Consider the following 21,350-nt stretch of genomic DNA (forward strand, 5'->3'; position numbering starts at 1 on the left):
GAAACTCAGGTCCGCATCTTCTCGCCGCTCGGATCGAAGGGCGCTTCGACATTGATGCGGGCCGGGCGCCGGTGACCGAGGATCTCGATCTCGAACAGCCCGGCACTTTCGTCCTCGGCAAGCGCTGCGGGGACGTAGCCCTGCGCCATCGACTTCTGCACATAATGCGCATAGCCGCCTGACGTGACCCAGCCGACCACGCGCCAGTCACCGTCGACGATACCCCGCACGGCGGAAGCGCCTTCGGTAGCCTTGGAGCCACGTATTTCCTTGCCGCCCTCGTCGAAGCGGGGCGCGCCATAACCATGCGGCTTTTCAACCGTGCCATAGTCCTTGCTGACCTTGGCCCAGATCGGCTCATCGCCCATGACATCGGCGTCGGTGGCATCGACGATGAAGGAGACGCGGCGCAGCTTTGGCCCCTCGGCCTGTTCCTTGGCAGCGGCCTCGCGGCCGATGAAGTCGTTCTTCTCGAGCTTGATGAAGCGGTCCATCGCGCCTTCGAACGGTCCATAGATCGGCCGCAACTCGCGGAACCAGGTCGGAAAATTCTTTTCGAGGCGCATGGAGAGCAGCGCGCGCATGCCGAAATCGACAAGGCCGAATTCCTCGCCTGCGTCCTTGATCGCTTTGTAAACCAGGCGCTCGTAGGCCGGTGCCATCCAGATTTCATAGCCGAGGTCGCCGGTGTAGGTGATGCGGTTGACCATGCAAGGCGCCCCGCCAACCGCCATCTCGCGGAAATCCATGAAGCGGAAGGCTTTTGTCGAGACATCGACATCGACCAATTTCTGCAGCAAGTCACGTGACTTCGGCCCTGCGATCGACAGGCCGACCAGCGTCTGGTCGAAGCGGTGGATGCGCACCGTTCCGTCCTTCGGTAGATGCTTCTCGAACCAGCGCATGTGGTATTTCTGCGCCGCCGAGGAACCCCAGATCATGAAGCGGTCTTCTGCCGCCTTGGCGATGGTGAAGTCGCCAATCAGCTTGCCGAATTCGTTGAGCATCGGCGTCAGCACGATGCGGCGGGTCTTCGGCATGCGGTTGGTCATCAGCCGGTTGAGGAAATCCTCGGCTGCGGGTCCCGAGACTTCGTATTTGGCAAAATTGGCGATCTCGGTGACACCGACACGCTCACGCGTGGCGCGCACTTCCTCGCCGATCGGCCCAAAATCGTTGGAGCGGTGGAAGGAGACGATATCCCTGGGTTCCTTGCCTTCAGGTGCGAACCAGAGCGGCGTCTCAAGTCCCCAGCTGTCGCCCATGACGGCATTGTTGGCCAGCATCGTGTCGTAGAGCGGTGTCGTCTGCGCCGGGCGTGCTGCCGGGAGTTCCTCATTGGGGAAGCGGATGGAGAAGCGGCGCGAATAGTTTTCGCGCACCTTGGCGTTGGTGTAGCGCAGGCCGGCCCATTCGCCGAAGCGGGTGACATCCATGCCCCAGACGTCGAAGCCGGGATCGCCATGCACCATCCAGTTCGACAGTGCGAGGCCGACGCCGCCGCCCTGGCTGAAGCCGGCCATGACGGCGCAGGCGCACCAGAAATTGGTCAGGCCCTGCACCGGGCCGACCAGCGGGTTGCCGTCGAGCGCGAAGGTGAAGGGGCCGTTGATGATCTGCTTGATGCCGGCTTTCTCGATGCCGGGGAAATGCTTGAAGCCGATTTCCAGCGACGGCGCGATGCGATCGAGGTCCGGCGGCAGCAATTCATGGCCGAAATCCCACGGCGTGTTGACCGGCGACCACGGCTTGCAGGCTTTTTCATAGGTGCCGAGCAGGATGCCGTTGCGCTCCTGGCGGGTGTAGATCTCGCCCTTGAAGTCGAGCACGCCGATCATCTCGCGGCCCGTCGACTTGTTGAATTCCTCGACCTCCGGCATCGGCTCGGTCAGCAGATACATGTGCTCCATGGCCAGCACCGGCAGTTCGACGCCGACCATGCGGCCGATCTCGCGCGCCCACAGGCCGCCGCAATTGACGACATGCTCGGCCTTCACCGTGCCTTGTTCGGTGACGACGTTCCAGGTGCCGTCGACCTCCTGTGTCAGTTCCACGACGCGGTTGCGCAGCACGATCTCGGCGCCGAGTTTTTTCGCCGCCTTGGAGTAGGCGATGGTGGTGCCGGACGGGTCGAGATGGCCTTCGACCGGGTCCCACATGGCGCCGACGAAATTGGTCTCGTCCATCAGCGGGAACATCGCCTTGGCCTCGGAGGGGGTGATCAGCTCGGTGTCCATGCCGAGATAGCGGCCCTTGGCATGGGCAAGGCGCAGGAAGTCCATGCGCTCGGGCGTGTCGGCCATCATCACGCCGCCGGTCAAATGCAGCGAGCAGGACTGGCCGGATATCTCCTCGATCTCCTTGTAGAGCTGCACCGTATAGGCCTGCAGCTTGGCGACGTTGGGGTCGCCGTTCAGCGTGTGGAAGCCGCCCGCCGCGTGCCAGGACGAGCCGGAGGTGAGCTCCGAGCGCTCGATCAGCATGATGTCGGTCCAGCCGGCCTTGGCCAGGTGGTAGAGAACCGAGCAGCCGACGACGCCGCCGCCGATGACAACCGCTTTTACGTGAGATTTCATCAAGATAGGTCCGTTTTTGCGTAAACTGAATCAGATGGGGTGGTCGGCGGGGAGCCGATCAAAAATCGGTCGGCGCGCCGCCTTCGGACCGGCGCTTGGCGACGAAGGCGTTGAGTTCCTCGCGGATGGCCGGGTCCATGTAAGGCTCCTCATAGGACGCCAGCCGCTCCTTCCAGACCTTGTTGGCCTTTTCGAGCGCCGTCGGCGAGCCGGCTTCCGCCCAGGTCTCGTAATTGCGCCAGTCGGACAGGATCGGCGAGTAGAAGGCGGTCTTGTAGCGGTCCTGCGTGTGCTGGGTGCCGAAGAAATGGCCGCCGGGACCGACCGACTGGATGGCGTCGAAGCCGAGTGCCTCGTCGGAAAGATCGAGTGGGGTCAGGAATTCGGCCACCATCTGCAGCAGGTCGATGTCCAAAATGGTCTTCTCGTAGGAGCAGCGCAGGCCGCCTTCGAGCCAGCCGGCGGCATGCATCATCAGATTGCCGCCGCCCTGGATGGCGCCCCACAGCGAGAACACGCTTTCATAAGCCGCCTGCGCGTCGACCGTGTTGGCGGCGCAGGTGTTGGAGGTGCGGTAGGGAATGTTGTAGCGGCGGGCAAGCTGGCCGCCGACGAGCTGCGCCTTCATGTATTCCGGCGTGCCGAACGCCGGCGAACCGGACTTCATGTCGACATTGGAGGTGAAGCCGCCATAGCCGACGGGTGCGCCCTTGCGCACCATCTGGGCGAAGGCGATGCCGGCAAGCGCCTCGGCGTTCTGCTGCACCAGTGCGCCGGCGATGGTGACAGGCGCCATGGCGCCCGACAGGGTGAACGGCGTCACGACGACGACCTGGCCCTTGCTCGACATCTGGATGATGCCTTCCATCATCGGCACGTCGAGCTTGAGCGGCGAATTCGTGTTGATGATGGTGAAGACGGACGGCTCTTCCAGCATCTGCTCGTGGCTGATGCCGCGCGCGATCCTGGCGATCTCGATGCCGTCGACATTGCGTTCCTTGCCGAGCGAATAGATGTGGAACACCTTGTCGGTGAGCACGCTGAGATCGCGGATGCATTCGAGGTGGCGGACGGACGGATGGATATCGGTCGGCTCGACCGGGTAGCCGCCCGTGCAGTTCAGGATGTTGTGCATCTGCGCGAGCTTTAAGAAATTGCGGTAGTCCTGCTGGTTGCCGGGCCGGCGGCCGCGATCGATGTCGGAGCAATTGGGCGCCGACGCCATCATCGAGATGATCACATTGTTGCCGCCAAAGCGCACATTGTGCGCTGGATTGCGGGCATGGATGGTGAACTCCGACGGGCAGTGCGACACCAGTTCGAGGATCATGTCGCTGTCGAAACGCACCCGCTCGCTGCCGTCGCGCACATCGGCGCCATGCGCCTTCATGATGCTGCGGGCCTCGTCATGCAGCACGTCGACGCCGATTTCCCTGAGCACGCGCAGGGAGGCGAGGTGGATCGATTCCAGCTCGTCGTCGGAGACCAGCCTAGTCGGCGTCAGCGGGTTTTTCAGCTGGCGGAAAGCCGGCTGCTCGAACGCGGCCGAGCCGCCGGCGCGCTTTCCGGCGCGGCCGCCGCGACGGGCGCGGTCGGTGGCCAATGCCGGTTCTGAGGGTTGTAGGGCGGCGGTCATGAATGGTCCTCGTAGGATGCGATAGCGGGCGGCATAATGGACCGGCGGCTGTCCAGCCATTGCGGAGGCGGCGACCACTAGGGCGAGGGAAGCGACATGCCGGAACGGCAGTTGCGCGGCCACGACATCGGCCTGATCCCGCCGCCTCGTTGGCGCAAGCGGATTTCGCCGGGCGGCCCTTCCTTTGCCTGGATCGAACCGATAGCTACTCGGGCTTGCCGGCCGGATGGCCAGCAATTCACATGGATGGCAGCATGGTTGCGACCGGCTCGAACGAAGGCGAAGCAGGAACGCAGTGGGCAGCGCTTGCCGGCGTCACCGCGGCACTTGCGATGTTCGGCGCGGCGCAGGGGTTGAGTTCGCCGCTGTTCACGCTGCTGATGCAGAAACAAGGCATGTCGCCAGCGCTGATCGGCTTGTCGGCGGCGATGATGCCGCTCGGGCTGATCCTTTCGGCTTCTTTCGTGCCCGCGGCTGTGCGGCTTGTCGGTGCACGCAATCTGGCGGTCGGCTGCTCGCTGATCGGCGCGCTCTGCTTCCTGGGTATCGGCTATCTGCAGGACTGGGTGGCCTGGTTCGTCATCCGCTTCATCATCGGCGTCGTCATCAACCCGCTCTACATCCTCGGCGAGGTGTGGGCACTGTCGCTGGCGCCGCCATCGCGGCGCGGCAGGGTGATGGGCGTGTTCAACACGCTGATGGGCGCCGGCTACGCCGCCGGACCATTCGCGCTGACCCTGCTCGGTACGTCGGGCTGGGCGCCCTTCATGGTCGGCGTCGCCGGTTTCGCGCTCTGCGCGGTGATCCTGCACGCGGTCTCGTCTAAGCTGACCGGGTTCGAGGATGACGACCAGCCTGCCAGCGGCCTTGTCGGCTTTGCCAAGGTGGCGCCTGCGCTGCTGCTTGCCGTGCTTGTCTCGGCGGCGGTTCAGCAGAGCACTTATGCGCTGGTCCCGGTCTTCGGCGCCAGCTATGGCCTGGCGGAAGCCGTTCTGGCCTCGCTGGTGATGGCGCTTTCCCTCGGCAACATCCTGCTGCAGATACCACTCGGCCTTCTGGCGGAGCGTTTTGGCGGCCGCGCCATGATCATCGTCTGCGCGCTGGCAACAACCGTTTGCGCGCTTTTGCTGCCTTTGCTGATCACAACGCCGTTGATCTGGGTCGTGCTGCTGGTGATGGGCGCGGTCGGTTACGGCGTCTACACCATGGCATTGGTCGAACTCGGCAGCCGGTTCAAGGGCTCTGTGCTGGTCGCCGGCAACGCTGCCTTTGCACTGATGTGGGGCGTCGGTGGCATCGTCGGCCCACCCGGTGCCGGCGTGCTCATGCAAGGCATCGGCCCGCTCGGGCTGCCGGTCGTGATCGCCGGCCTCGACGCGGTGCTGGTGATGTTCGCGCTGTATCGGTCGTCCGTGCGCCGAGCTTCCTGACGAGCTCAACCTCCTGACCGGCCCAACTTCCTGACAGGCCCAACTTCCTGACAGGCCCAACTTCCTGACAGGCCCAACCTCCTGACAGGCATTGTCTGGAGCAAGCGGTTTTCGCCTGCCAGGGGCTTACCACCGCGTTGCTCAATCGCTAATCCTGCAGCCTCGATAGCGGTGCGCACAATGAATTTGGTTGAATCGAACGAGGACGAGACGATGCAATGGGCGGCGATCACCGGTGTGATCGCGACCGTCTCGGTGTTCGCCATCGCGCAAGGGTTGTCCTATCCGCTGCTGAGCTTCATCCTGCAGCGCCAGGGCGTTTCGCCGGCGATGATCGGCCTGTCGGCGGCCATGACGCCGATTGGTTTCATCCTGTCGTCGCCATTGATCCCGGCGCTGGCCCGCCGGTTCGGGGCAGGGCGCACAGCGCTTACCTGTGCGGCGCTTTCGGCTGTCGTGCTGGCGCTGATCGGCTGGACGCAGAATGTCTATCTGTGGTTTCCCCTGCGCTTCCTGATCGGTGTGGTGACCAACCCGCTCTATGTGCTGAGCGAGATCTGGGTCATCGCGCTGGCGCCGCCGGCGCGGCGAGGGCGCGTCATGGGTGTCTATTCGACGATCATCTCGGCCGGTTTCGCGGCCGGGCCGCTATGCCTGCTTGCAGTCGGCACCGAGGGCTGGCCGCCCTTCCTCGTCGGCATCTCCGCCTTCGTGCTGTGCGGCATCTGCCTGGGCTTGGTGCTGCCGCGCTTGCCCAGGGTCGACGAGACCGGGCATCAGATTTCCGTCCTGGGTTTCATGCCGCTGGCGTGGCTGCTTTTGTTTGCCGTCATAGTCGCCGCCGGCTTCGAACAGGGCGCGCTGGCGTTGCTGCCTGTCTATGGCACCCATCACGGCATCACCGAGACCCGCATGTCGGCGCTGCTGTCGGCGATGATTGCAGGCAATATCGCCATGCAGGTGCCGCTCGGCCTTTTGGCAGAAAGGCTTTCCGCGCGCCTGGTGCGGCTTGCCTGCGTCGCGATCACGGTGCTCGGCTGCGTCCTGCTTCCGCTTCTCATCGAGTCGCCGCTGATCTGGCCGATGATCTTTGTCTGGGGCGCGGTTTCCTACGGCATTTACACGATGTCCATCATCGAGCTCGGCGAACGCTTCACCGGTTCCGCACTGGTTGCCGGCAATGCGGCCTTTTCCTTGATGTGGGGCGTCGGCGGCATCGCCGTGCCGCCGCTGGCGGGCGGCGCCATGGATGTTATGGGCGCGAGAGGTCTGCCGATCACGCTTGGCTTGATGTGCCTGGCGCTGGCTATTGCTAGCCTCGCTGGTGGGCGGAAAGCCTCAATTGTGCGCTGAGCATAGTTAATATCGATACGGCCTATCGGCGTTGGCTTTTTCAAAGCAACGCGTTTATCGGAGACCTGATGACCAAGCCTGCCACCCAGACGCCGAATTCCACCCCCTCGACCAACGATCCCTTCCTCTGGCTGGAGGACAGGACAGCCAAACAGTCATTGGACTGGGTACATCGCCAGAACGAGGTCACGGTTGGCGAATTGCAGGGCGATCCGTCCTATCAGGCGTCGTTCCAGACCGCGCTCGACCTGATGACGGCCGAGGACAACATCGCGGTCGGCGCGGCAAAAGCCGGCCATGTCTACAATTTCTGGCAGGACAAGACCAATGTGCTCGGCCTCTGGCGCCGCACGACCGTCGCTTCCTACAAGACCGAGAAGCCCGACTGGGAAACGATCATCGACTTCGACCAGCTTGCGGCGAAGGAGGGGATAAAATGGGTTTTTGGCGGCGCAAGCCGACTCTATCCGGACTTCAACCGTTGCCTGGTGAGTATGTCGCCGGATGGCGGCGACGCCAGCGAGATGCGCGAATTCGACATCGCGACCAAGTCCTTTGTCGAGGGCGGGTTTCGTGCGCCCGCTTCCAAGTCGGGCTTCAGCTGGCTGGACAAGGACACCGTCATCGTTTCGGCCGCTTTCGACGAGGCCGACAAGACCGAGTCCGGCTATCCGCGAGTCATAAAACTGTGGAAGCGCGGTACCAACCTGGAAGACGCGACGCCGTTCTTCGAGGCGCAGAAAGAGGATCTCGCCGTTGGTGCCGCTGTCGAGTACGACGGTGACAGACGCTATGTGGTCCTGGCTCGAACGCTGAATTTCTTCGCTTCGCACATCTTCCTTCGGCTGCCTTCCGGCGAAAACAAACAGCTGCCGCTACCGGACGACATGACCGATACGGCAATATTCAGGGATCAGCTCGTGTTCGGCGTGCGCAGTCCATGGACGGCGCCCGACGGCACGGTTTGCAAGCCCGACGGCCTCTATTCGCTGGATCTGGCGCACTGGGTCGAGACCGGCGCGCTCGGATCTGTCGAAACCTTGTTCGAGCCGGCATATCGCGTGTCCATCGCCGGCATGGCCCGCACGCAGGACCGGCTGTTCATCAGCCTGATGGACAATGTGCGCGGCAAGGTCGTCGTCTGCGAGCGCAAGGATGGCAACTGGTCGCTGAAACCGGTGGCGCTGCCCGAAAATGGCAATGTCGGCATCAGCCATGCCGAGCAGTTCGGCTCGAGCGTGTCCTTTTCCTTCACCGATTTCCTGACCCCGAGTTCGATCATCTGGTCTGACGACAATGGCGAGACGCTCGCTACCGTGAAGTCGCAGCCGGCGCGTTTCGATGCCTCGCCGCTCATCTCGGAACAGTTCGAGGCGCGCTCCAAGGACGGCACGATGATCCCTTATTTTGTCGTCAGGCGGCGCGATCAGAAGGGGCCGGTGCCGACGCTGCTTTACGGCTATGGCGGTTTCGAAGTGCCGCTGCTGCCCGGCTATGCCGGCGTGCGCGGGAGGCTATGGCTGGAAAAGGGCAATGCCTATGTGCAGGCCTGCATCCGCGGCGGCGGCGAGTTCGGCCCGGCCTGGCATCAAGCGGCGCTCAAGGGCAATCGCCAAAACGGATTCGATGATTTCGCAGCGGTCGCGCAGGACGTCGTCAAGCGCGGCATCGCGACAGCAAGCTCACTCGGCATCCAGGGTGGTTCGAATGGCGGCTTGCTGACCGGCGTTTCCTTGACGCAGCATCCCGAGCTATTCGGCGCCGTCATCATCGAGGTGCCGCTGCTCGACATGCTGCGTTACGCCGAATTGCCGCCTGGCGCCTCGTGGATCGCCGAATATGGCGATCCGTCGAAACCCGAAGACGCGAAGTGGCTTTCAGCCTACTCGCCCTACCAGCATGTCGACGCCGCTGCCGCCTATCCGCCTGTGCTCCTGACCACATCGACCGCTGACGATCGGGTCCATCCCGGCCATGCGCGCAAGATGGCCGCCCGCCTGCAGGAAGCCGGCCATGCCAGGACGCTGTTCTTCGAGGAGACCGAGGGTGGTCATGGCGGGCGTGGCGACCGCCGGCCGCAGGCGGCGCAGACGGCGATGAAATATGTCTTCCTGCAGAGGGCGCTGACAGCCAAGGCCTAGACTCATTCCGTTATGGTCCAAGCAAAGGGTGGTTCTCCTCGACGAGCCTTTGCTCTAAGGTGCCAGCCATGGCTCTCGTCAGGATGTTGGTTGGCGCATTTGAGGCTCGCGCATTGCGGGTCGCGGTGACGCCGTCACCGCGTACGCTGCGCGCCGAGCTTTTGCGGCTGTGCGCCCGCATCGGCTATTCGCCACCGCTCTGCCTCTGAAGCATTCGCCCCGGCTTGCCGGATAGAATCCAGAGGGAAGATCAGACATGACCTATCAGAATTATTCGCTGAAGCAGCTTCAGCAGATCGACGCCGCGCATCATCTGCATCCGTTCACCGACCATAAGGAAATGCGCGGGGCCGGGTCGCGCATCATCACCCATGCCAATGGCCCTTTCATCTACGATTCCGAGGGGGCTGAAATCCTCGATGGCATGGCCGGGCTGTGGTGCGTCAACATCGGCTATGGCCGTGACGAGCTGGCCGAGGCCGCCTATGCCCAGATGAAGGAACTGCCTTATTACAACTCCTTCTTCAAATGCTCGACGCCGACGCCGGTGCTGCTGTCCAAGAAGTTGGCGGAGATCGCGCCGAAGCACGTCAACCAGGTGTTCTATGGTTCGTCGGGCTCGGAGGCCAATGACACGGCACTGCGTCTCGTGCGCCACTATTGGGTGCTGGAAGGCCAGCCGGAGAAGAACCGCATCATCTCGCGCAAGATGGCCTATCACGGCTCGACCGTTGCCGGCACCTCGCTCGGCGGCATGGATGGTATGCACAAGCAGCTCAACGGTGCGGTGCCCAACATCGTCCATGTTATGATGCCCTACGCCTATGAACTGGCGCTGCCGGGAGAGAGCGACCATGATTTCGGCCTGCGCGCGGCCGGGGCTGTCGAGGAGGCGATCCTCGAAGCCGGCGCCGACAAGGTTGCCGCCTTTATCGGCGAGCCGGTCATGGGGGCCGGTGGCGTGAAGATACCGCCGGCGAGCTACTGGCCGGAAGTGCAGCGCATCTGCCGCAAATACGATGTCCTGCTGATGCTGGACGAGGTCATCACCGGCTATGGCCGCACCGGCGAGTGGTTCGCTGCCCAGACGCTCGGTATCGAGCCCGATACGATCACCACCGCCAAGGCTCTGACCTCGGGCTATCAACCGCTGTCGGCATTGCTGGTCGGCGACCGCATCGCCTCGACGCTGGTCGAGAAGGGCGGCGAGTTCAATCACGGCTACACCTATTCCGGCCACCCGGTGGCCTGCGCCGTGGCGCTGAAGAACCTCGAGATCATCGAACGCGAAGGGCTGGTCGACCGCGTCCGGAACGACACCGGCCCTTATTTCGCCAAGGCCTTGCAGGAGCGCATTGCCGGACATGATCTGGTCGGCGAGGTGCGTTCGATCGGACTGATGGGCGCAATCGAGATCGTCAAGGACAAGGCGACCAAGGAGCGGTTCCTGCCGGCTGGAAGTGCGGCGGTAACCGTGCGCGATCATGCCATCGCGCACGGCATGATGCTGCGCGCTACCGGTGACACGATGATCCTGTCGCCGCCGTTGATCTGGACCCGTGATACGATCGATATGGCCTGCGATCGCATCTCGAAGGCGTTGGATCTGGCGCAAGCCGACCTGCGCAAGCGGTAGAATAGAACCCTCGACCGGGCGTTCTAGGAGCGCCCGGCCTCGAGAACATGCTGTGACTAGGAAACGATTCTACCTCTAGAGCGTAAGGTGTGGGGCTGCGGCTGATTCGGCCGCGACAAGGGGTTTTGTTTCCATGAGAAAGACCGGCAAGAGCCGACGGACGCAAGAAGCGGCCATCATCGGCGGCGACCTGATGCTGGCGCCGCTGGTGGCGATGATGCGGCTGCCGTTGATGGCCATGGATGGCGGGAGCAGCCAGCCTTGGAGCACGGAGACCGCGCGTGCGGTAAACGAGAAGACCGCCGCTATGGCCGAAGGCGTGTTTGCGGCGCAAATGTCCTTCCTGCAATCGGCATCGCGGTTTTGGCCGGAAATCTTTTCCGGCCGCACGCCGTCGCTGTTCAACGGGGTCGCGACGGAGCGCTCGATCAGCGCCGCGCTGAAGCCGGCAAGCCGTGCCGTGAAAGCGAATTTTCGCCGGCTGTCCAACAAGACCTGACAGAAGTTGCAGAACTTTGATTTTGCGCATTGACGGGCTCATGCGCTAGAATCAGTCGGTACGTCACCGATGGGGGACACGATGGCCGGACAACCGCTCAACCAGCCGGCTGAAATTCCAGCCGAACTCGACCGCTGGAACTGGGGCGCTTTCTTCCTCAACTGGATCTGGGGCATCGGCAACAGCACTTTCATCGCGTTACTGGCGCTGATCCCTGTCGTCAACATCATCATGATCATCGTGCTGGGCGCACGCGGCAGCCGCTGGGCCTGGCAGAACCGCGCCTGGCGCGACGCGGAACAGTTTCGCAAGACGCAACGCAACTGGGCAATCGCCGGCCTTGCCGTCTGGGTGGTCGGGATTGGCGGCTGCGCGACGGTGGTCGGCAGCATTCCCTACGTCCTGAAAGGCAGCGATGCCTACCACATGACGATGGACAGGCTTCGCGCCGACGACCGCGTCAAGGCGGCGTTGGGTGATGATTTGACCGACAGTTTCTGGGTCGGCGGCCATCTCAACGTCAATGCAAATGGGGCCGGCGATGCCCAGTTCGGCATTCCGGTCCACGGCGCCAACGGCAAGGGCACGGCCTATTCGACCGCTGTCCGGACAGCCGGCACATGGAGCCTGCGCCTGCTGGTGGTCAGGGTCGAGGGAACCGATGCGCCGATCGTGCTGATCAACGAAGATCATGTCCCGATCCCGAATGCTGCAATCGGAATATAGCGGGGCAAAACGCAAAAAAGCAGCCTAAACGCGGGCGCGAAGGCTGACAGTTCGGCCGGCTTTGTGGCCCAACAAGCGGGTGACCACTGCTGCGTTCCAGACAAGGAAATATGCTGAAAAGCCGGATGCTGTCTGACAGTATGCGCATGCGTTCATGTGGACCGGTGGCAATTTCATACAAGGGCACGCGCATATGGTGAGTTCCTTTCGTGCGGTCGTGGTTGGTGGCGGCTGTGTGGGTGCCGGCATTCTCTACGGCCTGGCAAAGCGCGGCTGGACCGATGTGGCATTGCTGGAGCGAACGCAGCTTACGGCCGGGTCGACATGGCATGCCGCGGGGCTCATCCCTTCTTACGCGCGCAGCCGCAATGTCGGCCGCATGATCGCCAGGTCGATCGAAATCTATGAGGGGCTGGAGGCGGAGACGGGCCAGAACGTCGGCTGGCACAAATGCGGCCAGCTGCGCATTGCCAACACGCGCGACAGGCTGGACGAGTACAGAAGCTACATGGACGTCGCCGAGGTCCAGGGTGTGCGGGCCCGGATCGTATCGCCCACGGAAGCGCGAGAAATCTGGCCGCTGCTCGACAACAACAGCATGCTGGGTGCCCTTTATCATCCCGATGACGGCCACATCGCACCCGCCGATGTCACCCAGGCCATGGCCAAGGGTGCACGCGACCTTGGCGCGAAGATCCATCTCGATACCGAGGTTGTGGGCTTCGAACGCATGCCGAGCGGCGAGTGGAGGGTCAAGACCTCACGCGGCGAGATCGTCTGTGAACATGTCATCCTTGCAACAGGCAATTACGCCCGCCAGACCGGCGCCATGCTTGGCCTGGACATTCCCGCGATCCCGATCCTGCATCAGTACTGGATCACCGAGGCGGTTCCCGAAATTGTGGAACGCAAGCGGCTTGGTCTTCCGGAAATGCCGATCCTCAGGGACGAGGGTTACGAGGGCTATCTGCGCGAAGAAGGCGACGGGCTGATGTTCGGTCCCTATGAGCGCACCGAGCAGCTCAAGCTGTTCGCTGAAAACGGCGTCCCGGAATGGTTCGGCGCCGATCTGCTCGATGAGGATTTCGATGCCGTGTCCTGGAACTGGGAACGCGCGACCGAACTGGTCCCCGCGCTCGGACGCGCCAGCATCAAGCGGAATGTGCGAGGACCTTTCCAGATGACGGCCGATGAACTGCCGCTGATGGGGCAGGCGTGGGGCCTGGAGAATGTCTGGCTCGCCGAAGGGGTGCCGGGAGGCATCCTTTGGGGTGGTGCGATTGGCTATTACCTCTCCGAACGGATCGTGGAGGGTGGCAACAGCATCGACACGGCGGAGCTGGATCCCCGTCGGTTCGGCCACTATGCAAACAAAAACTGGACCCGGGCAAAGGTCCGGGAAGCCTGGGGCACCCACGCCGCACAGCACTATCCTGGCCAGGACATGCCGGCGGCGCGACCGCAGAAAACGGCCCCGTCCTATGATCACCTAAGCCAGCTCGGCGCGGTGTGGGATGTGTTGAACGGCTGGGAGATGCCGAGCTGGTTTGCGCCTGCCGGTGTCGAAGCGCGCAATGTCTACAGCTGGCGCTGGACCCCCAAAGGGAACCACGTCGCCGCGGAGGTTCAGGCTGTCCGCCAGGCCGCTGGGCTGGTCGAGATGACTCCCATGACCAAGTTCGAGGTCGGCGGGCCGGGCGCCAAGGACTGGCTCGACGGAATCCTGGCCAACAGACTGCCGCGTTCCGGTCGTGTCGGTCTTGCCCATCACCTGACGCCAGCCGGCGGCGTGCAGGCCGAGTATGTGGTGGCGCGGCTGCACAGCGACCTGTTCTATCTCATATCGACGCCGCGCGCAGAGCGCTGGAACCTTGACGATCTCAGCCGGCTGTTGCCGAAAGACGGCAGCGTGCATCTGCGCAACGTCACGGAGGATCGCGGCAGCTTCACGGTGGTTGGGCCGAAGGCGCGCGACATATTGCAGCCGCTGACGGAGATCGACCTCTCCAATGAAGCCTTTCCATGGTTCAGCGTGCAGTCCGGCACCGTCGGCATGGCCAGCGACGTACGGCTCCTGCGCGTCAACTATTCGGGCGAACTGGGATGGGAACTCTATCATCCTCTCTGCTATCAGCGGCATTTGCTGGATGCGCTCCTGGCATCGGGAGAGGCACACGGGCTGAGGCTGGCCGGACTTCAAGCGCTGGAATCGCTTCGTCTCGATAAATCCTACCGCGCCATGTATCGCGACATGAACCCCGAATTGTCAGCCTGGGAAAGCGGCCTCGACCGATTCATCAGCCTCGACAAAGGGGACTTCATCGGCCGCGCCGCACTGGTCGCAAAACAGAAGCAGGTGACACGCCGGATCGCCACGCTGTCGATCGATACCGAAGGTGCGAGCGCGTTCGCCTTCGAGGGCGTCTACCGCGAAGGCGAGCTCGTCGGCCACATCACCTCGGCGGGCTACTCCTACACTTTCGGTCACGACATCGCACTTGCGCTGTTGCCCCTGGCACTTGTGTCGCCCGGCACCGAACTCGAGGTGTCCATCCTCGGCGAGCGCCGCGCGGCCAAGGTGATCGCCGACTCGCCCTATGATCCGGAAGGCGCCCGCGGGCGCATGTGAGGCATCCCGGAGTACAGTTCCGGGTTATCGATGTCTCAAAACGTGCTGCAGGGCAAAATGCAAAAACCGCGCTCCATCAGGAACGCGGCTTTGCCAGATACGCATGGCGCTTCGCTACGCAAACACTTTGCGAAACTTATGGCACTTGTCGAAACTTACGGGCTCCGGTACGCGAGACCTGATCCGGAGCACCGGGCGGATGAGATATGTCCGCCTCGCAGTCCGTTTTATAGGGACATCGTTACCGCGGAGTTATCGAGAGCTTAAGCAAATCTAAATTTGCACTTTTTTACCCAAGGAAACCGGAAAAATCCGGCAAATCCGGGGGTTACGCTGGGTTACCCCTGAGAAAATTAATTATGCCGGAGAAATCGACCCCGCCATGTCCCTGGGCGTTGAACAAGGCATAGAGCTGGGCTGCTTCGGCGCCAAGCGGCGTTACAGCACCCGCACCTTGTGCGGCTTCCTGGGACAATTTCAGGTCTTTCAGCATCAGCGCCGCTGCAAATCCTGGGTTGTAGTCCCTGTTTGCGGGCGAAGTCGGCACCGGCCCGGGCACCGGGCAGTAGGTGGTCAAGGACCAGCACTGGCCGGACGAGGTCGAGGCGACGTCGAACAGCGCCTGGTGTGACAGGCCGAGCTTTTCCGCCAGCACGAAGGCTTCGGCGACACCGATCATCGAAATGCCGAGGATCATGTTGTTGCAGATCTTTGCCGCCTGGCCGGCGCCATCGCCGCCGCAATGGACGATGCGACCGGCCATCGGCTTCAGGATCGGCTCGGCAGTTGCAAAGGCGTCATCGGAGCCTCCGGCCATGAAGGTCAGCGTGCCGGCCGCGGCACCGCCAGTGCCGCCCGAGACCGGTGCATCGATCGACGACAGCCCGTGCTTCCTGGCGACGGCATGGGCCTTGCGGGCTGACTCGACGTCGATGGTCGAGGAATCGATGAATAGTGCGCCCTTTTTCGCCTTGGGCGCTATGTCCTCATAGACCGACAGCACATGCTTGCCCGCAGGCAACATGGTGATCACCACGTCGGCATCCTTCACCGCGGCCAAGGCATTCGCCATGATCGTCACGCCTTGTTCTTTGGCGACGTTGAGGTTCTCCGGCACAAGGTCGAAACCATTCACCGCATGCCCCGCCTTGACCAGGTTGGCGGCCATCGGATTGCCCATGTTCCCTAGGCCGATGAAGGCGATCGTCATAGTGGTGCTCCGTGATTTGGGCTAACAGTAGGCAGTAGGCAGTAGGCAGTAGGCAGTAGGCAGTAGGGGTCTATTCGGGTGCAAGTTTGAAAATAAGCTGGCGAAGCATTTTGCCGATGCCCTCCGTGGATGTCAGCAACTGACTAGCTTGATCATGCGTGGCAAGGCCAATGCGTTCAGCGATCTGGAGGTGTGTCTCGAATTCCTTCAGCGAGCCTTGGGCAATCCTCAGAAATTGCTGATAGGAACCTCTGTTGTCTCGGCCATAACCTTCGGCGATGTTTGCAGGAATAGAGGTTGCTGAACGGCGGATTTGGCTGGTCAACCCATACAATTCCTCTTTTGGCCATGCCTTGGTCAAAGAATAGGTGGCGACAGCCAGATCCATCCCCTGCTGCCACACGATAAGATCCTTGTAGGAATTGATCTTGCCGGTCATCTCACTGCCTACTGCCTACTGCCTACTGCCTACTGCCTACTGCCTACTGCCTTCCAATTAATGCTCGCGCGATGATGACGCGCATGATCTCGTTGGTGCCTTCGAGGATCTGGTGCACGCGCAGGTCCCGCACCAGCTTCTCGATGCCGTAGTCGTGCAGGTAGCCATAGCCGCCGAGCAGCTGCAGTGCGTCGTTGGCGACATTGAAGCCGGTATCGGTGACGAGGCGCTTGGCCATCGCCGACCATTTGCCGGCGTCCGGCGCCTTGCGGTCGAGCTTCGCGGCGGCGGCATAGAGGAAAATACGCGCCGCCTGCAGTTCGGTCTCCATGTCGGCCAGCCTGAACTGCAGCGCCTGGAACTGGTTGATCTTCGAGCCGAAGGCCTTGCGCTCGGCGGTGTAGGAAAGCGCCTTGTCGAGCGCCGACTGCGCGCCGCCCAGCGAACAAGCGGCGATGTTCAGACGGCCGCCGTCGAGCCCGGCCATGGCGATGCCGAAACCCGCACCTTCGCCGGACAAAAGGTTCTCCGCCGGCACCTTGCAATCCTCGAAGATGACCTGGCGGGTCGACTGCATATGCCAGCCCATCTTGTGCTCGTTGGCGCCGAAGGAAAGGCCTGGCGCATCTCTGGGCACGACGATGGTGGAAATGCCTTTCGGGCCGTCCGCGCCGGTGCGCACCATGACGGCATAGACATCGCTGTCGCCGGCGCCGGAGATGAACTGTTTGGTGCCGTTGAGGACATAGTCGCCGCCGCTCTTGACCGCGCGCGTTTTCAGCGCCGCGGCATCGGAGCCGGAGCCTGGCTCGGTCAGGCAGTAGCTGGCCAGCCATTCCATCGAGGTGAGCTTCGGCAGGAAGCGCTGGCGCTGCTCGTCATTGCCGAAACGGTCGATCATCGACGCCACCATATTGTGGATGGAGATGAACGACGAAAAAGCCGGATCTGCGTGCGACAGCGCCTCGAAAATCAGCACGGCGTCGAGCCGGCCAAGTGCCGAGCCACCGACATCGTCCCTGATATAGATGCCGCCAAGGCCGAGCGGGCCGGTCTCGCGGATCACATCGGCCGGGAAATGCTTGTTACGGTCCCAGTCGAGCGCATTTGGCGCGACACGGTCTGCGGCGAAGGCCTGCGCCATCTCCTGGATGGCGCGCTGCTCCTCGTTAAGTTCGAACTGGCTGGTGCTCGCATCGACCGCGGCGTCCATGGCGTGCTCCCTAATCTTCGACCTGTTGGCCTGTCGTTTTTGGCTTTGCGCGCGCACCAATCTAGACCAATGATGCCGCCGCGCAACCCGACGCTCTGCGGAGCGGCTGTGCACCAATGCATGCCCGGAGCAAGATGTGACGACAAAATTCGATGAACTGCTGGGCCGGTTCCGCGCATACCTTTCCTCCGTGGATCACGCCTTGGTGCGCGATGCCGTGGCGCGCATTGGCTGGGACATGCCGGCTCGCACGCTGGAGCCGCATCCGCTCAACTGCCTGCGTCATCTTGATCGCGCCGCAGAGTTGGCGCCGTCGGATGCCAAGCCGCTGGTGCAACTGCTTGCTGAACGGCGCAACGATCTCCGCTGGGGGCAGACCTACAGCGAGGCGGATTTCGGAAAAGAGTTCATCGATAAATACGGCTGGCTGGAAGTGTTCGGCACCCGAGGCCACTTCGTCAATGACGCTGTCGCCGCCGGCGTGCTGATCCTTGGGCCTGATATCGTCTATCCCGACCACCATCACATTGCCGAGGAAATCTACATTCCGCTGACCGGCGGTACCGAATGGCGCATGGGCGAGAGCGGCTTTTGCATGCGCACGGCCGGCGAGGTCGTCCACCACGCGTCCAACGTCAATCACGCCATGCGCACCGGCCAAGACCCATTGCTGGCGCTGTACATCTGGCGCGGCGGGCCGCTGGCGCAGAAATCCGATATCACCGGAACCTTGGCGCAGGGCAGGGACTGATGGCCAGAGCGATCATGCTGCAAGGCACGGGTTCCGACGTCGGCAAGACGGTGCTGGTCGCCGGCCTCTGCCGCGCGGCAAAGAAGCGTGGGTTGAAGGTGCGGCCGTTCAAGCCGCAGAACATGTCGAACAACGCCGCCGTTGCCGATATTCCCGACGACAAAGCTGGCGGCGGCGAGATCGGCCGCGCGCAATGGCTGCAGGCGATCGCTTGCGGCGTGGCACCCTCGGTCCACATGAACCCGGTGCTGCTGAAGCCGCAGACCGATGTCGGCGCACAGGTCATCGTGCAGGGCAAAATGTTCGGAGAAGCGCGGGCGCGTGATTACCAGGCGATGAAGGGCCAGTTGATGGACGCCGTTCTGGACTCCTGGGGCAAGGTCGGCGAGGGCGCCGATCTCGTCATCGTCGAGGGCGCGGGTTCGCCGGCCGAGATCAACCTGCGCAGCCGCGACATCGCCAATATGGGCTTTGCCACGCGCGCCGACGTGCCGGTGGTGCTGGTCGGCGACATCGATCGCGGCGGCGTCATCGCTTCGGTCGCCGGCACGCATCTGATCCTGCCGGAGGAGGACCGGCGCATGATCGTCGGCTATCTCATCAACAAGTTCCGCGGCGACATTTCGCTGTTCGACGATGGGCTGAAGTCGATCGAGACATTCACGGGTTGGCGATGTTTCGGCGTGGTGCCGTGGCTGAAGGCGGCGGCGCGCCTGCCTTCGGAGGATTCGGTGGTGCTGGAGCGGTTGGCGTCCGGCGAGGCACGCGCGCTGAAGGTGGCGGTGCCGATGCTTGGCCGCATCGCCAATTTCGACGATCTCGACCCGCTCAAGGCCGAACCGCAGGTCGAGGTGGTGTTCGTGCCGCCGGGAAAGCCTCTGCCGGCCGATGCCGGGCTGGTGGTCCTTCCGGGCTCCAAGTCGACAATCGGCGATCTGCTGAAATTCCGCGAGAACGGCTGGGATCGCGACTTGCTGGCCCATCGCAAGCGCGGCGGCCATGTCGTTGGTATCTGCGGCGGCTTCCAGATGCTCGGCCGCACAGTGCGCGACCCTGACGGCATCGAAGGCAGCGTCATCGAAGCCGAAGGGCTCGGCCTGCTCGACGTCGAAACGGTGATGGAACCGGAAAAGACGGTGCGCAACGTCAGCGCCCGTTCGGTGCCGTTCGACTTGCCGCTCGAAGGCTACGAAATCCACCTCGGCCGCACCATCGGACCGGATACGCTGCGGCCTTCCGCTGTCATCAATGGTGTCGAGGACGGGGCGGTGTCGGCCGACGGCAAGGTGATCGGCACCTATATGCACGGCCTGTTTGGCGCCGACGGCTTTCGCGGGAGATTCCTCGAAAGCCTCGGCATCAAAGGCGGCGGCATCGACTACCGGGCCGAGGTCGAGCGGGCGCTGGACGAGGTCGCAGCCGAGCTGGAGACCCATCTCGACTGCGACGCGATCTTTGCGCTGGCTCGGTAATTCGCAGAGCGCCCGAGGTTGGCTCAGGCCTTTTCGCCCGCCTTCGGCCAGTAGGTGCCGAAGGACCAGACGTTGCCTTCCGGGTCGCGGCAGATGAACTCGCGGCTGCCATAGTCGCGGTTGGTCAATTCCTGGATGATCGTGGCGCCGGCGTTCCTGGCCTTGGCATAGGCGGCATCGGCATCGTCGACGGCAATGTAGATCGACTTGCCGCCGCCTGAGCCGGGTTCGCCGACCATCTTGCCGTAGTCGTCGTCGCGCACCGAGCCCAGCATGATCAGCGAGGAGCCGAAGACCAGTTCGGCATGGTGTACGACATCGCCTTCGCCATAGCGGGCACGGACGCTGAAGCCGAAAGCCTCGCCCAGCCAGTCGATCATTCTTGCCGCGTTCTTGTAGCGCAAAGCGGGGTAGATGCGGGGCGCTTCAGTGGTGGTTGGCATGGGAACCTCCTTCGCTTGGGTTGCTCGATAAGCCACCCTGCTCGAAGGCCGTTCCAGGGTCTTGAAGAAATGTTACCTGACAGAGAGCGCGGTCGGCGTTTCGCCGGCGAGGTCGCGAAACTCGCGCACCAGATGCGCCTGGTCGGCATAGCCGCAATCGGCGGCGATGCCGGCCCAGTCGACGGTCGGTTGTCTCGACAGGCCGAGCGCCCGGTTGAAGCGGACGATGCGCGACAGCGTCTTGGGGCCGATGCCGATGGCGTTGGAAAAACTGCCGGCGAGATGCTTGCGGCTCCAGCCCAGCCTTTCGGCGATCGATCCAATGCGGGTCCGGCCGCCGGATGCGATGATGCGGTCATAGGCCCAGGCGATTTCAAGCGGCGTCTCGGCGGCATTCTCGAGACGGGCGGTGACGAAGGCTTCGGCCATGTCGAAACGCGTCGTCCAGTCCGGCGCGTTGCCAAGCTTTTCACGCAGCGCCAAGCCTTGCGCGCCAAGCACGTCGTCGAGGACGACCATGCTGTCGGCCAGTTCGCTCATCGGCAGGCGGAAGAAACGGCGTGCGCCAAGCGGCGTGAAGTTGACCTGGACGCAGCAGGCGCCGCCGAAGGATTCGATCACCACCGGTCCGGCAAAGAGGCCGGCGGCGAAACTGGCGAAGCGGTCATTGTCGCCGGGCGCCTTGCCGAGGCCGATAGCGAAGGGTTCAGCGAAGTTGATGACCAGCGGCACGGTGAGGGACGCGTATTCGACGTTGCGCATATGGCCGGGCGTCATTTCGCGATAGCCGCAAATGTCCGACACAATGCCCTGAAGTCGAGGATCGGGCAGGCGCCGGCGCATCTCGAACCGCCCGGCGACGGACCGGTCCTGCTCTTGCTGGGGTTGCATCTCGACTGGCATCGGCCATCCTTGCGCCACGTCAAATCTAGCAGACCCGGGGCCGGAATCAAAAGCGCCCGGCTTTTGGCCGGGCGCTCCTCGTCCCCACTTCAAGGGAAATGGTCAGGCGCCGCGCATCAAGCAGCCGCCGGCAAGCACGATGAAAGCAATAAGAACAATCCACACCGATGCGAGTGGAATGAACGCAAGAACGCCAAGCGCGGCGAGTGCGCCGATGATGGCGATAACAACGGAAATGATAAAAACGATCTGCGTAGGTGCGCTAAGATTCATGTGTGGCTCCTCCTACATGA

At 63.0% G+C, this 21,350-nt stretch carries 18 protein-coding genes; 10 read left to right on the forward strand and 8 right to left on the reverse strand.

Going from position 1 to position 21,350, the window contains the following annotated elements; all coding sequences use genetic code 11:
• Positions 1-5: 5 nt before the first annotated feature.
• Together EJ079_RS22455 and EJ079_RS22460 are read right to left on the reverse strand one after the other, a co-directional pair.
• The gene (locus EJ079_RS22455; RefSeq protein ID WP_127810209.1) at positions 6-2,576 is read right to left on the reverse strand and encodes an FAD-dependent oxidoreductase; all 2,571 of its coding nucleotides are present in this window, start codon (positions 2,574-2,576) and stop codon (positions 6-8) included.
• A 58-nt stretch (positions 2,577-2,634) separates the two neighbouring features.
• Entirely contained in the window at positions 2,635-4,212 is a 1,578-nt protein-coding gene (locus EJ079_RS22460) for a trimethylamine methyltransferase family protein (RefSeq protein WP_127810210.1), read from the reverse strand.
• Between the two features lie 254 nt (positions 4,213-4,466).
• Between EJ079_RS22460 and EJ079_RS22465 the strand changes: the two genes are divergently transcribed.
• The 8 genes from EJ079_RS22465 to EJ079_RS22500 all read left to right on the forward strand — a co-directional run bounded on the left by EJ079_RS22465 (position 4,467) and on the right by EJ079_RS22500 (position 14,626).
• Positions 4,467-5,642 carry an MFS transporter gene (locus tag EJ079_RS22465; protein ID WP_127268230.1) on the forward strand — a complete coding sequence of 392 codons (1,176 nt, stop codon included), beginning with the start codon at positions 4,467-4,469 and terminating at the stop codon, positions 5,640-5,642.
• Positions 5,643-5,822: 180 nt separating this feature from the next.
• A complete protein-coding gene (locus EJ079_RS22470) occupies positions 5,823-6,995 on the forward strand; it encodes an MFS transporter (RefSeq protein WP_127810211.1) in 1,173 nt (390 codons plus the stop codon).
• Between the two features lie 68 nt (positions 6,996-7,063).
• The gene (locus EJ079_RS22475) at positions 7,064-9,136 is read left to right on the forward strand and encodes a prolyl oligopeptidase family protein (RefSeq protein ID WP_127810212.1); all 2,073 of its coding nucleotides are present in this window, start codon (positions 7,064-7,066) and stop codon (positions 9,134-9,136) included.
• 68 nt (positions 9,137-9,204) lie between these two features.
• The gene (locus tag EJ079_RS22480; protein ID WP_127268233.1) at positions 9,205-9,345 is read left to right on the forward strand and encodes a capsid protein; all 141 of its coding nucleotides are present in this window, start codon (positions 9,205-9,207) and stop codon (positions 9,343-9,345) included.
• A gap of 47 nt (positions 9,346-9,392) precedes the next feature.
• Positions 9,393-10,772 (forward strand): aspartate aminotransferase family protein, encoded by a 1,380-nt coding sequence (locus tag EJ079_RS22485; protein ID WP_127268234.1) that lies wholly within the window; start codon positions 9,393-9,395, stop codon positions 10,770-10,772.
• 133 nt (positions 10,773-10,905) lie between these two features.
• Entirely contained in the window at positions 10,906-11,271 is a 366-nt protein-coding gene (locus tag EJ079_RS22490) for a hypothetical protein (RefSeq protein WP_127330251.1), read from the forward strand.
• Between the two features lie 81 nt (positions 11,272-11,352).
• The gene (locus EJ079_RS22495) at positions 11,353-11,997 is read left to right on the forward strand and encodes a cytochrome c oxidase assembly factor Coa1 family protein (RefSeq protein ID WP_127810213.1); all 645 of its coding nucleotides are present in this window, start codon (positions 11,353-11,355) and stop codon (positions 11,995-11,997) included.
• Between the two features lie 193 nt (positions 11,998-12,190).
• On the forward strand, positions 12,191-14,626 hold the full coding sequence (locus tag EJ079_RS22500; protein WP_127810214.1) for an FAD-dependent oxidoreductase: 2,436 nt from the start codon (positions 12,191-12,193) through the stop codon (positions 14,624-14,626).
• Positions 14,627-14,954: 328 nt separating this feature from the next.
• On the opposite strand, the gene mmsB is transcribed toward EJ079_RS22500, so the two are convergent.
• The 3 genes from mmsB to EJ079_RS22515 form a co-directional block, all read right to left on the reverse strand.
• Positions 14,955-15,836: a 3-hydroxyisobutyrate dehydrogenase gene (gene mmsB, locus EJ079_RS22505; RefSeq protein WP_127810215.1), complete on the reverse strand. Its 882-nt coding sequence runs from the start codon at positions 15,834-15,836 to the stop codon at positions 14,955-14,957.
• Positions 15,837-15,906: 70 nt separating this feature from the next.
• The gene (locus EJ079_RS22510) at positions 15,907-16,275 is read right to left on the reverse strand and encodes a four helix bundle protein (protein WP_127271453.1); all 369 of its coding nucleotides are present in this window, start codon (positions 16,273-16,275) and stop codon (positions 15,907-15,909) included.
• 43 nt (positions 16,276-16,318) lie between these two features.
• Positions 16,319-17,488 (reverse strand): isobutyryl-CoA dehydrogenase, encoded by a 1,170-nt coding sequence (locus tag EJ079_RS22515; RefSeq protein WP_127810216.1) that lies wholly within the window; start codon positions 17,486-17,488, stop codon positions 16,319-16,321.
• 136 nt (positions 17,489-17,624) lie between these two features.
• Between EJ079_RS22515 and EJ079_RS22520 the strand changes: the two genes are divergently transcribed.
• Both EJ079_RS22520 and EJ079_RS22525 read left to right on the forward strand, forming a co-directional pair.
• Complete coding sequence (locus tag EJ079_RS22520; RefSeq protein WP_127810217.1) at positions 17,625-18,239, forward strand: dimethylsulfonioproprionate lyase family protein; 615 nt, start codon at positions 17,625-17,627, stop codon at positions 18,237-18,239.
• On the forward strand, positions 18,239-19,711 hold the full coding sequence (locus EJ079_RS22525) for a cobyric acid synthase (protein ID WP_127810218.1): 1,473 nt from the start codon (positions 18,239-18,241) through the stop codon (positions 19,709-19,711). The genes EJ079_RS22520 and EJ079_RS22525 overlap by 1 nt, the downstream gene beginning before the upstream one ends.
• A gap of 23 nt (positions 19,712-19,734) precedes the next feature.
• Here EJ079_RS22525 and EJ079_RS22530 read toward each other — a convergent pair whose 3' ends face one another.
• The 3 genes from EJ079_RS22530 to EJ079_RS22540 form a co-directional block, all read right to left on the reverse strand.
• Entirely contained in the window at positions 19,735-20,154 is a 420-nt protein-coding gene (locus tag EJ079_RS22530; protein ID WP_127810219.1) for a VOC family protein, read from the reverse strand.
• A 72-nt stretch (positions 20,155-20,226) separates the two neighbouring features.
• Positions 20,227-21,057 (reverse strand): AraC family transcriptional regulator, encoded by an 831-nt coding sequence (locus EJ079_RS22535; protein ID WP_127810220.1) that lies wholly within the window; start codon positions 21,055-21,057, stop codon positions 20,227-20,229.
• Positions 21,058-21,159: 102 nt separating this feature from the next.
• Positions 21,160-21,330 carry a hypothetical protein gene (locus EJ079_RS22540; RefSeq protein WP_127268806.1) on the reverse strand — a complete coding sequence of 57 codons (171 nt, stop codon included), beginning with the start codon at positions 21,328-21,330 and terminating at the stop codon, positions 21,160-21,162.
• Positions 21,331-21,350 lie beyond the last annotated feature (20 nt).

The sequence above is a fragment of the Mesorhizobium sp. M7A.F.Ce.TU.012.03.2.1 genome, assembly GCF_004006095.1.
GTDB lineage: Bacteria > Pseudomonadota > Alphaproteobacteria > Rhizobiales > Rhizobiaceae > Mesorhizobium.

Excerpts from the sequence above, each read along its gene's own strand:
- EJ079_RS22455 (WP_127810209.1), bottom strand. The coding sequence starts at position 2,576 with ATGAAATCTCACGTAAAAGCGGTTGTCATCGGCGGCGGCGTCGTCGGC.
- EJ079_RS22460 (WP_127810210.1), bottom strand. The coding sequence starts at position 4,212 with ATGACCGCCGCCCTACAACCCTCAGAACCGGCATTGGCCACCGACCGC.
- EJ079_RS22465 (WP_127268230.1), top strand. The coding sequence starts at position 4,467 with ATGGTTGCGACCGGCTCGAACGAAGGCGAAGCAGGAACGCAGTGGGCA.
- EJ079_RS22470 (WP_127810211.1), top strand. The coding sequence starts at position 5,823 with ATGAATTTGGTTGAATCGAACGAGGACGAGACGATGCAATGGGCGGCG.
- EJ079_RS22475 (WP_127810212.1), top strand. The coding sequence starts at position 7,064 with ATGACCAAGCCTGCCACCCAGACGCCGAATTCCACCCCCTCGACCAAC.
- EJ079_RS22480 (WP_127268233.1), top strand. The coding sequence starts at position 9,205 with ATGGCTCTCGTCAGGATGTTGGTTGGCGCATTTGAGGCTCGCGCATTG.
- EJ079_RS22485 (WP_127268234.1), top strand. The coding sequence starts at position 9,393 with ATGACCTATCAGAATTATTCGCTGAAGCAGCTTCAGCAGATCGACGCC.
- EJ079_RS22490 (WP_127330251.1), top strand. The coding sequence starts at position 10,906 with ATGAGAAAGACCGGCAAGAGCCGACGGACGCAAGAAGCGGCCATCATC.
- EJ079_RS22495 (WP_127810213.1), top strand. The coding sequence starts at position 11,353 with ATGGCCGGACAACCGCTCAACCAGCCGGCTGAAATTCCAGCCGAACTC.
- EJ079_RS22500 (WP_127810214.1), top strand. The coding sequence starts at position 12,191 with ATGGTGAGTTCCTTTCGTGCGGTCGTGGTTGGTGGCGGCTGTGTGGGT.
- mmsB (WP_127810215.1), bottom strand. The coding sequence starts at position 15,836 with ATGACGATCGCCTTCATCGGCCTAGGGAACATGGGCAATCCGATGGCC.
- EJ079_RS22510 (WP_127271453.1), bottom strand. The coding sequence starts at position 16,275 with ATGACCGGCAAGATCAATTCCTACAAGGATCTTATCGTGTGGCAGCAG.
- EJ079_RS22515 (WP_127810216.1), bottom strand. The coding sequence starts at position 17,488 with ATGGACGCCGCGGTCGATGCGAGCACCAGCCAGTTCGAACTTAACGAG.
- EJ079_RS22525 (WP_127810218.1), top strand. The coding sequence starts at position 18,239 with ATGGCCAGAGCGATCATGCTGCAAGGCACGGGTTCCGACGTCGGCAAG.
- EJ079_RS22530 (WP_127810219.1), bottom strand. The coding sequence starts at position 20,154 with ATGCCAACCACCACTGAAGCGCCCCGCATCTACCCCGCTTTGCGCTAC.
- EJ079_RS22535 (WP_127810220.1), bottom strand. The coding sequence starts at position 21,057 with ATGCCAGTCGAGATGCAACCCCAGCAAGAGCAGGACCGGTCCGTCGCC.
- EJ079_RS22540 (WP_127268806.1), bottom strand. The coding sequence starts at position 21,330 with ATGAATCTTAGCGCACCTACGCAGATCGTTTTTATCATTTCCGTTGTT.